Genomic DNA, 14,475 nt, shown 5'->3' with positions numbered 1-14,475 from the left:
TTATGACCTGCAAATGGTATCCGGTCTGTCCAATGAAAAGATTTTATGAAGCCGGTAAAATAGATAAAAAGTGGGTAGAAAACTACTGTCACGGAGATAACAAAAGCTGTCAGCGCTATCAGATGGAAGAAAGAGGAGAATACCATCCTAATAATATGCTGCCTGATGGCAGTATTGACCAGAGTTTATAAAACGCAGTAATCAATACTAATAAATAAAATACAGGGTGTTGAAATGAATAAAATTAAACTTAAAAATCAGGAATATAAATTTAAAATTATTCGCAGTAGTAGAAAAACAATTGGAATTATAGTTAATGCTGATCAGGAACTGCTGGTTAGATCTCCTAAGAGAACTTCGATCAGACAAATAAAATCTTTATTGACTCAAAAAGAAGACTGGATTATAAAAAAACTTGCTAAAATGTCAGAAATTAAAGCTCCACCAAAATCAAAGGATTTTATCAGTGGTGAGACTTTTCTTTATTTAGGCAAGGAATTCAAATTAAAACTTGCTGCTGAGGTAGATTTGAATGATATAAAAGTTATACTGGAACAGGATCGAATGGTAGTTTATTATCCAGCTGAGCTTGAAGAAAATAAGCAGAAAAGGAAAACAGCAGTCAGAGCGCAGTTAATCAGCTGGTACCGCAGTCAGGCAAAAATAAAAATTAATGAACTTATCAATATTCATAAAAACAACTTAGCTGTTGAACCAAATAGGATTGTTATCAAAAAGCAGAAAAAGCGCTGGGGAAGCTGCAGCAGCAAAAAGAATCTTAATTTCAACTGGAAAATTATAATGGCACCCATATTTGTAATTGAGTACTTAGTGGTGCACGAACTGGTGCATTTGATTCATCCCAACCACTCAAAAAAGTTCTGGCAGACTGTGGCTGAAATTATTCCAGATTATGAAGCTAAAAAAGAGTGGCTGAGGATAAATGGGAGAAGACTTACTATTTAATAGAAATAGGTGATAAAATTATGTCAGAGAAAAGTCTCAAAAACAAAACAGCCCTAATAACTGGGGCCAGCCGCCTGCAGGGTATTGGGGCAGCCATTGCCAGAAAATTAGCAACTGATGGTGCAGATATTTATTTTACCTACTATCTTGATTATGATCGAAAGATGCCCTGGGGAGTAGAAGAAAATGAACCAGATAAACTGCAGCAGACCATTCAAAATATGGGAGTTAAATGTTTTAAAAAAGAAATCAATCTGGCAGAGCCTGAAAACATAAAACTGCTGCTTAATGATGTTAAAGAAAAACTACAAACTCCAGATGTTTTGGTCAACAATGCCTGTTATTCAACAAATAATAACTATCAAAATATAGAGGCTGAAGAACTGGATAAACACTATCAGATTAATTTAAGGGCGACTCTTCTTTTAAGCTCCTATTTTGCCCGCAGCTTTGAAAAAGAAAGTGGAGGCCGGATAATTAATCTCAGCTCAGGTCAGTTTAAAGGCCCGATGGAAAATGAGATAGCCTATGCAGCTACTAAAGGAGCAGTGGATGCCTTAACTATCTCGTTGGCGGCTGAATTAGCTCCTAAAGGAATAACGGTTAATGCAGTTAATCCGGGTCCAACAGATACCGGCTGGATGGCCCAGAAGTTGAAAGGTGAATTGCTAAAAAAGTTTCCACAGGGGAGAATTGGTAAGCCTGAAGACACAGCAAGGCTGGTTAGTTTTCTGGCATCAAAAGAAGCTGAATGGATTACCGGAGAAATTATAAATTCTGAAGGTGGTTTTAAACGTTAAAATTTGTTGCAATTATTTTAATTTTGGAAGGTGATCGAATGTATCTTGTAAGTTCATGTCTGGCAGGTATCAACTGCCGTTATGACGGAAATAATAATTTAGATGAAAAAGTTGCTGAGTTAGTCAAAGCTGGAAAGGCGATTTTGGTCTGTCCTGAAGTTTTGGGAGGCCTGGCTACTCCGAGAGATCCCTCTGAAATTATTCTTGATGATGAGGGCAATAAAAAAGTTGTGACTGAGCAGGGTAAAGATGTGACAGCAGAATTTAAGCTGGGAGCAGAAAAAACTTTAGAAATAGCAAAAATTGTGGGAGCCAAAAAAGTAATACTGCAGCAGAGAAGCCCATCCTGCGGCGCTGGGAAGATCTATGATGGTACATTTAGCGGTAATTTAATTAAAGGTAATGGTCTAACAGCAGAGTTATTAATAAAAAATGGGATTGAGGTTTTAACAGAGGCAGATTTAGCTTAAAAATTTAGAGCTTTATTAGATTTTTTATATTTTACTTAATTTTTTTATTAAAAGATTATAAAATACAATGGAGGTAATTAAAAATGATTAAACATGTTGTGATGTGGGAATTCAAGGATCAGGCTGCAGGAAATAGTAAAGAAGAGAATATTGAATTAGCAGCAGAGAAGCTGCGCTCACTTAAAGATTTAGTTGAGCAGATTAAGTTTTTAGAAGTAGGTAAGAATATCAATCAGAGTGAGGCAGCTTATGAGCTGGTTTTAATTACTGAATTTGAAAGTCCTGCTGATCTTGATCAGTATCAAATTCACCCGGAACACGAAAAGGTTAAAACTTTTATAGGAGAAGTAGCAGCTAAAATAGTTTTAGTTGATTATGAAAAATAATTACCTGCAGTAGGCTGGATATATTATTTTCCTCCTGAAACTGAAGAAAAATCTTAGTCTTTAAAATTTAGTTTGAAATAAATGGCTATCAATAAGGAGCAGAAAAATGACTGATTTTAAACTGCAGCATTTAATTACAACTGGTGCCAGAGAAGCAGAGATGATAGAAGCTCTGCTTAATGATAATAATATAGAAGTCATTGTTCGTCATGATGAATTTGGCGGCTATAGCATGATCTATATGGGTTATTCTGCCTATAACATTGAGCTTTATGTTGCAGAAAAAGATTATGAGCAGGCCAGAGAACTCCTAAAAGATTTAAATTTAGATGCTGAAGCTGAAAGTACAGAAATAGAACAGGAGACAGAAGAAATAAAGAGCAGTGATCAGACTAAAAGTTTTTCTTTTTATCTGGCTCAGATCGCAAAAATAATAATAATTTTCTATCTGCTTTTAAATCTATTTACTCTAATTTTCTAATATGATTTTGGGTAGACAACTGGAGGTGTTTTCTGATGAAAACTATTTTAATCACCGGTTCAACTGATGGCATTGGCAGAGAAACTGCAAAAGAGCTGGCTGATAAAGGCCAGAGAATTATTATCCACGGCCGCAGTCAGAATAAGGCTCAAGAGGTTAAAGAAGAGCTGGATTCAATTAATCCTGAAGCAGAGCACAAAATTGTTATTGCTGATCTTAATTCTCAGCAGCAGGTTATAGATTTAAGTAATCAGTTGAAAGACGAGGAAGCTAAAATTGATGTTTTGATCAATAATGCAGGGATTTATCAAAATTCACTTGAATTTAGCGAAGATCAGATAGAAAAAACTATCGCTGTTAACTATCATTCCCACTTTATTTTAACTCTGCTGCTGATTCCGCTTTTAGAAGAGTCAACAGATCCAAGAATAATTAATTTTTCTTCCATGGTTCATGCTCACAATTTAAATGTTGATAATATCTGGGATCCAATTAACTTTAACGGCAGCCAGGCTTATTCGGATTCTAAGCTGGCAATGATTTTATTTACTTTTAAATTGGATAAAATATTAGATAATATAACTGTTAACTGTCTTCATCCGGGAGTGATTAACACCAAGCTGCTGCGGCAGGGCTGGGGAGCAGGAGGTTCTTCTGTAGAAAAAGGAGCAGAAACTCCAGTCTATCTTGCTTTATCAGATGAAGTTAGAAGAGAAAGCGGCAGCTATTATGTAAAAAAAAGAAAAAAGAAGCCCACATCAGCTGCTTTAAGGCAGGAACTGCAGGATCAGCTCTGGAATAAAAGTATTGAGATGATCAAGTATCAGGAAATATTAAATAAGATTCCTGATCACTTTTTAGAAGTATAAACTTAAAAAGAAAAGAGTGATAGATATGTTTTACTTATTATTAATAGTTACATTTCTGGTGGCCCTTTTGGTCTGCTATATTGTCAGCAGATTGTTCAATGATTCGATTTACAAAATCTTAAACTTAATTGTGCCGGAGGCTATCAATCAGGCCTGGCTTAAATATATTAAGTTTGCAATCTATGTTGTCGGTATTTCCGGAGGTGTTAGAGTCTGGGACTTAGAAAAATATATTACTTCTAGATATGATAATAGAGAAATCGTTGAGCTGACAGCTGAGCGCTGGACCTTAGAAATTTACAGAACTTTGATAGGCTCTCTGCAGAGCATTGCTACAGTCTTACTTATCTTTTTTATCTTTACTTTAATTGCCTATGTTGTTTTAAAAATCTTTTCTGCCAGAAATGAAAAAAGCTAATTTTTCTCCTCTAAATAAGTAACTAAGAGATTGGATAGCGGCATCAGCAGCGGGAAAAAGGCATAGGGAAAATATTCTATTGTACTGACTCCTAAGACTGCTGTCATCATTAGGGCATTAACATTCCAGGGGATTAAAGGTGAAAAAACGAGTCCGGAATCGCCCAGGGCCCTGGCCAGATCTTTTCTCTCTAAATTCATCTGGTCATAATTTTTAGCAAGCATTTTAGCTGGTAAAAAAACAGCCAGAAATTGATTGCAGCCTAAGGTAGCAGAAACTATCCCGGAAAAAATAGTGACAGCAATAAGATGTATTTTTTCCTTGATCAGGTGCAGAAATGGTTTTAAAAGGCTGTTTAAAACTCCCATTTTTTCTAAAAGTCCACCTAAAAGTACAGCAAAAATAATTAAGGAAATCAGTTCCAGCATGCTTGTTAAACCACCACGGGCCAGGATATTATCAATAAATACTGTTCCAGTTCTCTCATTAAATCCCCTAAACATAATATTTAAAAGTTCTGACCAGCTTCTTTCAGTTAAGTAGGAGCCCATTAATAGAGAAAAGAGAATGTTTAAAGCAATATTTATTATAGTAGGCAGTTTGAGAACTGCCAGCATAATTATTAAAATTGGCGGCAGCAGGAGCCAGAAAGAAACCTGAAAATGGCCGCTCAGCATTTGACTTAATGAATCTAAATCAGCAGCATCTTTAAGGCTGGAGAAATTGCTCAAGCCAATAAAAAGAAAGGCTGCAGCAGTAAATAAATATGGTAAGACAGCTGTTTTAAGCATATGGTAAATCATGTCCATTAGATTGGCTTCAGAGCTGTGAGCTGTGATAATCGCAATCGATGAAACTGGAGACATTCTATCACCAACATAGGAGCCGGAGATAATTGCTCCTGCAGCTAAGGGCAGATTAAGTCCCATTGTCTGAGCAATGCTGATAAGAGCCAGTCCAATTGTACTTGCAGTCCCCACAGCGGTTCCAACTGCCATGGAAACCAGCGAAGTCGAGATAAATGATAAAATAAAAAAGTATTTAGGACTGATTGTCTGTAAACCGTAGTAGATCATTGTCGGAACAGTTCCAACAGCAATCCAGAGACCAATCATCATTCCCAGTAAAAATAAGATTAAGATAACATTACCGATATTTTTAAAGCTGGAAAAAAGCATTTCTTCAATTTCCTGCCACTTATAACCCCAGCTCAAAGCTAAGGCAATAATAATCATTATTTCAAAAAATAGAGCAATCTGGATTGGTGCCTCCCAGAATAAAACCGATAGTAGTATTAAGACAGCCATTGTGACCACAGGTATAACTGCCTGTTTAAAGCTTAACATTTTGATTCCCCCAAAGTTTGTCTATTTAAAATCAAGAAGTCAATAACACTATATAATTAATTCTGAACATATGTCAACCTTTAATGTATAATAAAATAAAAATAATCTAATAGGGAGTGTTTTAAAAATGACTGTAAATCAAAAAAAGAAAAAATCACCGTCTATTGATCAGTGGCTTAAAGAAGCAAAAGCTGATCCAGAAGCATTAGAAGAGGGAATGTATTTAGTTCATAATGGTACTGTGCGCCAGACTCCGAGAAAAAAGGTTAGAGAAGGAATAGATGATGGTTCTCAGGTTAAGGGGATGGAATTTGATTATGATCAAAAAAAGGTTGAGCAGGCAGTAGCTGAAGCGAAGAAGATGGAAGGGATCTTTCACGTCAGAGTCTGGCTTAATCAGGGCCAGCTTGAAGTCGGAGATGATATTATGTATGTGCTGATTGGAGGAGATATCAGGCCCCATGTTATTGATGCCCTGCAGTCTCTGGTAGCTGAGATAAAAAACGAGTGTGTTAAAGAAATTGAGCAGAAAGTTTAGTAGCAAATATATAAATATAAAAATAAGGTGATACTAATGACAGATAAAAAAATGAGAATTAAAATTATTAAAGATGGTCCCTACTGTGTTTTTGCGTCGGTGCAGCTGAAAGAAAAAATTATAACTCCTGTTGGTAAGCACTATGAATATCGAGAAGGACGCAAACTACCTCAAAAAGAAACCTACAGTCTCTGCCGCTGCGGTAAAAGTAAAGACCATCCCTTTTGTGATGGCAGACATAAAGAGATTGACTTTGATGGTCAGGAAACTGCATCTAAGGAAAAATATGATGAGCGGGCAGAACTGCTGCCGGGAAAAGAGATCGATTTAATGGATGATGACCGCTGTGCTTTTTTACGCTTCTGCCATACCGAAAAGGGAAGCACCTGGGAATTGTTAGAGGAATCAGACAAAAAAGAAGAGCGTGAACTTGTGATTAAATCTGCTGGAGAATGTCTGGCAGGGAGGTTGACAGCTGTCAGTAAAGAGGGAGAAGTTTTAGAAGCAGATTTAGAACCTGAAATCTGGGTGCTTCAGGATCCAGAAAAAAAGGTCAGTTCAGCAATTATTGTAAAAGGCGGCATAGAAATCGAGTCGGCTGCTGGAGAAATTTATGAGCCAAGAAATTCTGTCGCCCTCTGCCGCTGTGGAGAATCGAAAAATAAACCATTTTGTGACTGCAATCATCTGCACACTAACTTTCAGGATGGTTATCAGAATAAGGAGTAAGTAGGTTTACAACTGCTGATTTTAATGGTACAATAAATTAACTTATTAAGAATAATTATGAATTTAGCTAATGAGAATTAGAGAAGTAGAGTAGAGAAAGGAATGATCATATGAATTTTGTATTTATATCACCATATTTTCCAAACAATTTTTATAATTTCTGTGTGGAGCTAAAAAATGCCGGGGTCAATGTGCTCGGAATTGGCGACATGGCCTATTCAGAAATGAGAAGTGAGCTGAGAGATTCTCTGACAGAATATTATAGAGTTGATAATATGGAGGACTATTCGCAGCTGCTTAAAGCCTGCGGATATTTTACCCATAAGTATGGAAAAATTGATCGGATTGAGTCAAATAATGAGCACTGGCTGGAGAAAGATGCCCGTTTGAGAACTGATTTTAATGTTCAGGGTTTAAAAATTGATGAGATTGAAGCGATGAAGTACAAATCAAAAATGAAAGAGGTCTTTAATCAGGCAGGGCTAAATACCGCTAGGGGTAGGGTTGTTAATAGTCTGCAGGAAGCAGAAGAATTTATTGCTGAGGTTGACTACCCGGTGGTTGTTAAACCTGACAGTGGTGTAGGAGCATCCGAAACTTTTAAAATTAACAATCACGATGAGCTGCTGAATTTTTTCAATAATAAACTGGATCTTGATTATATTATGGAAGAATATATCGAAGGTAAAATCCACACCTTTGATGGTCTGACAGATCAAAATGGAGAGATTGTGTTTTCCTCGTCGATGGTTTATAAGGGTGGAATTATGGAAACTGTTAATGAGGGGCTTGATATGTATTATTATATACCGCGTGAGCTGCCTGAAGATATAGTGGAGGCAGGTATGAAAACAGCTCAGGCTTTTAAAATTAAGGAAAGGTTTTTTCACTTTGAATATTTTAAGCTTGCTGACGGTAAAATTGTTGCTCTCGAGGTTAATATGCGTCCTCCGGGTGGCCTGACCCTTGATATGTTTAATTATGCTAATGATATCAATATTTATAAAGCCTATGCGGAGCTTGTCGTTCAGGGAAGTTTTAATGAAGATATCAGTCGAAAATATAACTGCTTTTATATCGGCCGCAAGAATTTTATCAATTACAAACATTCTTTAGAAGATATTTTAAACAATTATGGAGATTATATAGTTCTGCATGAGCCAATTTCTCCCATTTTAGCTCCGGCTATTGGAGATTACGGAATCATCTTGAGAACTAAAGATTTAGAGCAGGGTAAAAAAGTAGTTAAATATGCAGTAGATAAGTATTAATGATTTTTTGCAGAGAAAGTAGGGACTATGATGAAGATAGAATACAGAAGTTTTTACAGTTCAAATTTAAATAGAGAGATGCCATTTAAAATCTACGGTCACGGAGGAAAACCGATGCTTGTTTTTCCTTCATCCGGCGGCAGTTTTCATGAATATGAAGATTTTGGCATGATTGATGCCATCTGGCCTTTTATTGAAAATGGTGAAATAACAGTTTATGCAGCCAGCAGTGTTGATTCTGATTCCTGGCTTAATTATGGAATGCACTCCCATGATAAGGCAGTAATCCACAACAGCTATGATCAGTATATTGTGGATGAACTGCTGCCTCTGATTAAATACCACTCCAACTGGCAGGGAGGGGTAATTACCACCGGCTGCAGTATGGGAGCCTATCATGCAGTTAATTTTTACTTTAAGCACCCTGATGCCTTTGACACTGCTGTTGCCTTAAGCGGAATTTATGATGCCAGATTTTTTACCGGTGGTTATATGGATACTGAGGTTTATTTAAATTCCCCGGTTGATTATCTAAGAGAACTTGAAGATGACTGGTATCTCAACCACTATCGGAAAAATAAGTTAATTGTCTGTGCCGGTCAGGGCAGGTGGGAGGAAGATACTTTAAGGGACACCAGACTTTTAGATACAATTCTGGCTGAAAAAGATATTCCTGCCTGGTTTGATTACTGGGGTTATGATGTAGATCATGACTGGACAGGATGGAGAGAGCAGATGCCTTACTTTTTGGGGAAACTTAAAGAGGAAGGAATTATTTAATTGTCAATAATTTAAATGAATATTGGATTATGAAAACCAAAGAATTGATAATAATTGCTGGCAGAGGAGTTTGTGCATGCTAAAAGAAAAGATAGATATAAAAATAATTGAAGATTTTTATTCTGAGGTGCTGGCTAATGAGAGAAAGATAAGAATTTATTTACCGCCCTCTTACTCGACGCAGAAAAATAAAGATTACCCGGTCTTATATGTTCACGACGGCCAGAATGTTTTTCACGGCAAAGAATCTTTTTCTGGTGATTCCTGGCTGCTCCATCAGACTGCTGAAAAGTTAATTAAGGAAAATTTAATAGAAGAAATAATCATTGTGGCTGTCGATAATATGGGTGAAGAGAGGCTGAGTGAATACGCTCATCAGGACGGCTTTTATCAGGGAAAAAAAGTTAAAGCTCACGGTTTTGATTATGAGAAATTTTTAGTTAGGGAATTGATGCCTTTTATTGCTGAACATTATAGGATTAAAGAGGGGCCAGAAAACACAGCTTTAATGGGATCTTCAATGGGAGGTCTCGTTACTTTCAATATCGGTTTAAGAAGAACTGATCTCTTTTCAAAGCTCGCCGTTATGTCACCATCTTTCTGGTGGGGAAAAACTTCTCCTATTGAAAAGATTAACTCCTATAAATATCAGAACCTTAATTCTAAAATCTGGCTGGATACAGGTGAGGCAGAAGGAAGGTTTATGTCTTTTACTGAGAAGGTAATTTCTGAACTAAAACATTTAAAAACCGATTTAAATCTCGATTTAATCTACTATCAGGTGCCTGGAGCTAAACACAGCGAAAAAGCCTGGGCGGCCAGGGTCCACTGCCCCTTACTCTATTTTTACGGAGATATTGGAGAAATTAAAAAAATTGAACTGATTGGCAGTAAAAAGATAACTCTTAAGGGCGCTAAAAAAAGAATCAACCCAATTGTAACTTTTGACAGCAGTTTTAAGATGACAGCCCTGGAGGGAGAATTTAAATCACTCAAGCCAGAGGTCTTAAAAATTAATGGAAATGGAGTTCTAACTCCCAGAAAAACTGGCAGAGCAGAAGTGGAGTTCAAATTTTTTGGTTACAGAGCTCGTAAAAAAATTAAAATAGTGAAAAAATAATGCAAACTCTCTAATCAATATATTGAAACTGTTGTGAAGTATATTTTAAATATTGGAGAAGAAATTTCTTTAAACGAGTTGGATCAAAAGTCCAAAAAGATTTCAGCTGAAGGGAGTGCTGTAATTATGACTATAGCAGAGAAAATTTATCATGATGGAAAAGAAGAAGGAAGAGAAGAAGGAAAAATAGAAAGTATGCATGAGATGATTGAGTTTGCACTTGAGTTGAAATTTGGATTATCCACTAAAAAAATTGTACAGGATATAAAAAAAATAGATGATTATGATAAACTAAAAGAAATTAAATCAGCTATAAGAAATTATGATTCTTTAGAAGAACTAACCGATAGCTTAAATTTCTGATTCGATATATTTAGAATTTATTTTGTATATAGAAATTAACATGAACTAAAAAATTAACTATTAAAAGAGGCTGCTAAATATGCAGCCTCTTTTTTTCTGATGTTATTTTATTGAAGATTAAATTTAAACTAATAATTTAAGCTAATTTCTTAATTATCTTTTCTAAATAGCGTGACTTAAGCTGTCGGCTGGCCATTGCCTGTTTAATTGGAGGCAGTTTTAAGATAGCTGAGACTACAGCTGCCATTGCCCGGTGGCTGCCGAAAGCCTGATTATCAAAAATTAGATTGGCAAGTTTTCCTCTTTCAATTGCCATCATAACAGTTCTGTGGACTGAATTTACAGGAGTTATAATTTCTTCCTCACGCCGCTGCAGACTTAAGGAGCTGTTGGGACAGGATCTAACACAGACACCACAGCCCAGACAGATGTCATTATCAATCACAATTTTTTCACCTTCTCTGGAGATTGCATCGATTGGACAGGCCTCAATACATTTGCCGCAGTCAAGACAGCTTTGATAATTAATCTGAGGCAGATAATGAGTTGTCTGCACAGGGTGTAAATTTCCGAACTTTTTAGCTGCCAGGAGAGCCTCACAGCAGCAGCCGCAGCAGTTGCAGATAAAAGTAGGGCTCTCACGCACATTTTCTCCACACTGAACGAGCCCGTGCTCATAAGCCTGATGGAGGAGCTCCAGACACTCAGAACTGTCAACACGACGTGCATGATCATGTCTGATTAAAGAATCAGCAGTATTATTAAAAGTCATGCAGATATCAAGTGGAGCATCACAGGCCTGATCAAGGTGGTGCATTTTATGCCGGCAGTAACAGGTACTAATACCTATATCTTCAGCACTTTCTATAATGTGGCTTGCCTTTTCAAAATCCAGAATATGGACCATATTATCTTTTAATAATACTTCTTCATTAACATAGACCCGGCCCAGTTTGGTTTCACTGGCTAAAAATAGGTCTTTAATAAAATCTTCTTCCACATTTAAATATTGATGATATAATTCTGCCAGCAGTTTTTGATTAATATCCTGTCTGGTTCTCATCATTGAAAATTCGAAAAAACCAGCCATTGGTGGCGGCAGAATATATTTTTTAACACCCTGATCTTTAGAATCAAGCAGGATTGCCCTCCCTGCCAGTTCATCCAGAATATTTTCTGTTTTTACCTGATCCATCTTTAAAATTTTAGCTGCTTTTTCAACAGTAAAGGGTTTTACCGGCAGCTGGGCTACTATTTCTGCCTCTTTTTCACTGAAAAGTATTGATAAAATTTTGTATAAAGTTTTAGATGGTGGTGCTCCCTGAGGAAATTGATTTAATCGTTCTTCAAGATTTTTATAGGCTGATTTTGCTGTTTTATGTGACAAAATATTCACCTGCTTTCTTAATATATAATTAAACAATGGTGAAAGATTTCCCTTTATTTATTTGAAATTGCTTTAAATTTTAAATTGACTGTTATTGTGATATAATTCAAATCAGAGCTTACTTAATTGTTAAAGCACCCAGGAATTAATATTTGAAAGAGAAAGGAAGGGATAATTTGAAGCAGGAAATTGAAAATTCAATTCAAAACTTTATAGCTAACTATCAGCAGAAAGATGATATAGAGAGCAGTTGGAAAGAGCCGGTAATTAAATATGCAGCTGCGGCTGATCCAATGTTTAATCAACTAAAAAAGGTTGTTTCAGAGGATCACTTAATGCCTGAAGATATAATGACTGATGCCAGAACAGTGATCGCGTATTTTATTCCTTTCGCTGAAGAAATTGCTAACTCAAATATTGAAGGAAAATACAGCTCACATCAGTGGGCAAAAGCATATATAGAAACAAATCAGCTGATCGCAGAATTAAATCAGCATTTAAAAGACGAGCTGTCAGAAAAGGGCTATCAGGCAAGTCTCATCGCAGCCACCAATAATTTTGATAAGGAAAGGTTAATCAGTGACTGGTCTCACCGGCATGCCGCTTATGTAGCAGGACTTGGAACTTTTGGACTGAATAACATGTTGATCACCGAAAAGGGCTGTGCAGGTCGAATAGGAACTATAGTTACTGATTTGAAACTTGCAGCCTCAGAGCGGAGAGAAGAGGAAAGATGCCTCAATAAGGCTGGTTTTAACTGCAGTCAATGTGTTGACCGCTGTGTCAATGGCTCACTGCAGGCTGATTCATTTGACCGCCATTTATGTTATGAACTGCTTTCAGAAAATGATGAAATTCATCCTGAGTCAGTTCTGACTGATGTCTGCGGTAAATGTTCGGTTGCTTTACCCTGTTCTTTTAGCTCTCCAGTTTAATAGCCTTTTTATCCTCACCAAAGTCTGATTATATTAATGGAAGTTCTATAGTTGTTGACGGAGGAGCAGGCAGCTCAAACTTATAAGCGGGCATATATGCAGTCCTCAACTATTTCTATCTCATTTTCGGCTGCATAATCTCTAATTTCCTGGCTCCTGGTTCCCGGCTGCAGCCAGACATATTTAATTCCCAGTTTATTAATTTCTTTGATAACTTTAATCCCAAGTTTTGGATTGACAACCATATCAACAACATCAATTTGAGTTTCTATCGAGCTCAGGTCAGGATAACATTTTAGACCGTCAACTTCTTCAAACTTAGGGTTAACTGGGAAGACATTATAATCATTTTTATTCAGTTTTTTAACAATTTTGTGGCCGTATCTATTTTTCTTTGTGGTGGCACCAACCACTGCCCAATTTTTCATCTTCATAGTCTTTTCAATTAGACTCATAATATCAGCTCCTTAAATTGTGATAATTATTAGTTCTTTAATCAAGTTTATCAGATTTAATTCCTGATTTAAAGCATTTTCAGTTTTCAGCTTTCCTTTAAAATTAAAATAGAAGACCGTCTTTTTAAGCAGGAATATTTATTCTTAAAATCAAATATAGTAATAGTAAGTTTAAATTAACTTTATTTTAAATCAGCAAAGAGAAGAAAGAGGAGGATCATAAAGATGAATAAAAAATTAAAAGTATCAATTGTTTCTGGTGCACTGCTGGGAGTGATCTGCATTATCGGTGGAGGAATTAGAATGGGCTTCAGCGGCAATGAGCTTTATCTATTTGCCCTCTGGTATAACAGGTTAATTATGGGTATTTTAATTGGTCTAACTAAAATGAAACCCGGACTTGAAGGGCTAATTAAAGGTGGAAATCTGGGCTTAATGGTTTCTCTTGCTTTCTATCTTTCCACAGGTATGACTGATCGGATTTCATTTTTTGCTGGTATTATTTACGGAGTGATTATTGTAGCAGTGGCCAGAAAATATGAATAGATTAAAAAGCGCAGCAGATATAATTTGGGGTGATTAAAATTAAGCTAATTGATTTTGAAAAATATTTAAAAGAATATGAAGAGACAACAGGACTTTATCCAGAAGAGTTAATGCAGATTGGGGAGAAATATCATCAAAAAGAATACTTAACTAAAGAGGAATTATACCAGCTGGCTCATTTGAATTCCACCCGCAGTTCCTACCATGTAAAAAAGAATCCTGCCAATCGGGTGGAAAAAGTTACTGAGGCAGCCTATCAGCTCTATGATGATTTCTGCCGTCTGGCCCTTTATACAAGTTTAATGGGAATTGGTACTCCAACCGCTTCAGCAATTTTAACTTCTCTAAACCCTGAAAAGCACTGTGTAATTGACACCAGGGTCTGGGCCAGCCTCTATAATCTAGGTTATTTTGAAAAGGAAAAAGAAAGTTTTAAGCCAGACGACTACCTTAAAATAATAAAAATTGTGCGGGAGATGGCTGCAGATGGAGAATTTACAACTGCAGAAATCGGCTACGCCTTATTTGCTTATGATGTAGTCCACCGTGAAGGAAATTTACATTAGAAATTAAAGCAGTCCACCGACTGGAAGATTTAATTAACAGAGGACAAAG

General features: G+C 36.4%; 20 protein-coding genes. 17 read left to right on the top strand and 3 right to left on the bottom strand.

Features of this window, described 5'->3' with window-relative positions; all coding sequences use genetic code 11:
• The first annotated feature begins 2 nt into the window (after positions 1-2).
• The 8 genes from C8C76_RS05520 (at position 3) to C8C76_RS05485 (ending at position 4,390) form a co-directional block, all read left to right on the top strand.
• Positions 3-191 carry a uracil-DNA glycosylase gene (locus tag C8C76_RS05520; protein ID WP_108139432.1) on the top strand — a complete coding sequence of 63 codons (189 nt, stop codon included), beginning with the start codon at positions 3-5 and terminating at the stop codon, positions 189-191.
• Positions 192-234: 43 nt separating this feature from the next.
• Positions 235-966: a M48 family metallopeptidase gene (locus C8C76_RS05515; protein WP_108139430.1), complete on the top strand. Its 732-nt coding sequence runs from the start codon at positions 235-237 to the stop codon at positions 964-966.
• Positions 967-986: 20 nt separating this feature from the next.
• Complete coding sequence (locus C8C76_RS05510; RefSeq protein WP_108139428.1) at positions 987-1,766, top strand: SDR family oxidoreductase; 780 nt, start codon at positions 987-989, stop codon at positions 1,764-1,766.
• A gap of 38 nt (positions 1,767-1,804) precedes the next feature.
• Positions 1,805-2,236, top strand: a complete 432-nt coding sequence (locus tag C8C76_RS05505; RefSeq protein ID WP_108139426.1) for a DUF523 domain-containing protein — start codon at positions 1,805-1,807, stop codon at positions 2,234-2,236.
• Between the two features lie 83 nt (positions 2,237-2,319).
• Positions 2,320-2,622, top strand: coding sequence for a Dabb family protein (locus tag C8C76_RS05500; protein ID WP_108139424.1), 303 nt, complete (start codon positions 2,320-2,322; stop codon positions 2,620-2,622).
• 106 nt (positions 2,623-2,728) lie between these two features.
• Complete coding sequence (locus C8C76_RS05495; RefSeq protein ID WP_108139422.1) at positions 2,729-3,103, top strand: putative signal transducing protein; 375 nt, start codon at positions 2,729-2,731, stop codon at positions 3,101-3,103.
• 35 nt (positions 3,104-3,138) lie between these two features.
• Complete coding sequence (locus tag C8C76_RS05490) at positions 3,139-3,972, top strand: SDR family NAD(P)-dependent oxidoreductase (protein ID WP_181248154.1); 834 nt, start codon at positions 3,139-3,141, stop codon at positions 3,970-3,972.
• Between the two features lie 25 nt (positions 3,973-3,997).
• Positions 3,998-4,390: a hypothetical protein gene (locus C8C76_RS05485; RefSeq protein ID WP_108139418.1), complete on the top strand. Its 393-nt coding sequence runs from the start codon at positions 3,998-4,000 to the stop codon at positions 4,388-4,390.
• On the opposite strand, the gene C8C76_RS05480 is transcribed toward C8C76_RS05485, so the two are convergent.
• Positions 4,387-5,736 carry a Na+/H+ antiporter NhaC family protein gene (locus C8C76_RS05480; RefSeq protein ID WP_108139416.1) on the bottom strand — a complete coding sequence of 450 codons (1,350 nt, stop codon included), beginning with the start codon at positions 5,734-5,736 and terminating at the stop codon, positions 4,387-4,389. The genes C8C76_RS05485 and C8C76_RS05480 overlap by 4 nt on opposite strands.
• A gap of 127 nt (positions 5,737-5,863) precedes the next feature.
• On the opposite strand from C8C76_RS05480, the gene C8C76_RS05475 reads away from it, so the two are divergent.
• The 6 genes from C8C76_RS05475 to C8C76_RS05450 all read left to right on the top strand — a co-directional run bounded on the left by C8C76_RS05475 (position 5,864) and on the right by C8C76_RS05450 (position 10,537).
• Positions 5,864-6,274, top strand: a complete 411-nt coding sequence (locus C8C76_RS05475) for a molybdenum cofactor biosynthesis protein MoaE (protein WP_108139414.1) — start codon at positions 5,864-5,866, stop codon at positions 6,272-6,274.
• Positions 6,275-6,310: 36 nt separating this feature from the next.
• Positions 6,311-7,003 (top strand): CDGSH iron-sulfur domain-containing protein, encoded by a 693-nt coding sequence (locus C8C76_RS05470; protein WP_108139412.1) that lies wholly within the window; start codon positions 6,311-6,313, stop codon positions 7,001-7,003.
• Between the two features lie 110 nt (positions 7,004-7,113).
• A complete protein-coding gene (locus tag C8C76_RS05465; RefSeq protein ID WP_108139410.1) occupies positions 7,114-8,274 on the top strand; it encodes an ATP-grasp domain-containing protein in 1,161 nt (386 codons plus the stop codon).
• A 30-nt stretch (positions 8,275-8,304) separates the two neighbouring features.
• The gene (locus C8C76_RS05460) at positions 8,305-9,054 is read left to right on the top strand and encodes an esterase family protein (RefSeq protein WP_108139407.1); all 750 of its coding nucleotides are present in this window, start codon (positions 8,305-8,307) and stop codon (positions 9,052-9,054) included.
• Positions 9,055-9,130: 76 nt separating this feature from the next.
• Positions 9,131-10,174 (top strand): alpha/beta hydrolase, encoded by a 1,044-nt coding sequence (locus tag C8C76_RS05455; protein ID WP_108139406.1) that lies wholly within the window; start codon positions 9,131-9,133, stop codon positions 10,172-10,174.
• A gap of 33 nt (positions 10,175-10,207) precedes the next feature.
• On the top strand, positions 10,208-10,537 hold the full coding sequence (locus C8C76_RS05450; RefSeq protein WP_181248153.1) for a hypothetical protein: 330 nt from the start codon (positions 10,208-10,210) through the stop codon (positions 10,535-10,537).
• Between the two features lie 136 nt (positions 10,538-10,673).
• Here C8C76_RS05450 and C8C76_RS05445 read toward each other — a convergent pair whose 3' ends face one another.
• Positions 10,674-11,924 (bottom strand): 4Fe-4S dicluster domain-containing protein, encoded by a 1,251-nt coding sequence (locus C8C76_RS05445; RefSeq protein ID WP_108139404.1) that lies wholly within the window; start codon positions 11,922-11,924, stop codon positions 10,674-10,676.
• 176 nt (positions 11,925-12,100) lie between these two features.
• Here C8C76_RS05445 and C8C76_RS05440 point away from each other — a divergent pair, with 176 nt between their 5' ends.
• Positions 12,101-12,859, top strand: a complete 759-nt coding sequence (locus tag C8C76_RS05440) for an epoxyqueuosine reductase (protein ID WP_108139402.1) — start codon at positions 12,101-12,103, stop codon at positions 12,857-12,859.
• An 80-nt stretch (positions 12,860-12,939) separates the two neighbouring features.
• Here the strand turns inward: C8C76_RS05440 and C8C76_RS05430 are convergent, their stop codons facing one another.
• Complete coding sequence (locus C8C76_RS05430) at positions 12,940-13,314, bottom strand: CoA-binding protein (RefSeq protein WP_108139400.1); 375 nt, start codon at positions 13,312-13,314, stop codon at positions 12,940-12,942.
• A 225-nt stretch (positions 13,315-13,539) separates the two neighbouring features.
• On the opposite strand from C8C76_RS05430, the gene C8C76_RS05425 reads away from it, so the two are divergent.
• The gene (locus C8C76_RS05425) at positions 13,540-13,860 is read left to right on the top strand and encodes a hypothetical protein (protein WP_108139398.1); all 321 of its coding nucleotides are present in this window, start codon (positions 13,540-13,542) and stop codon (positions 13,858-13,860) included.
• 29 nt (positions 13,861-13,889) lie between these two features.
• Positions 13,890-14,426 (top strand): hypothetical protein, encoded by a 537-nt coding sequence (locus C8C76_RS05420; RefSeq protein ID WP_258222425.1) that lies wholly within the window; start codon positions 13,890-13,892, stop codon positions 14,424-14,426.
• The last annotated feature ends 49 nt before the right edge of the window (positions 14,427-14,475 follow it).

This window comes from Halanaerobium saccharolyticum, from assembly GCF_003053565.1.
Classification (GTDB): Bacteria; Bacillota; Halanaerobiia; order Halanaerobiales; family Halanaerobiaceae; genus Halanaerobium; species Halanaerobium saccharolyticum_B.
Note: the sequence above shows the minus strand (reverse complement) of the source record. Positions and strands in the feature narration are given on the sequence as shown.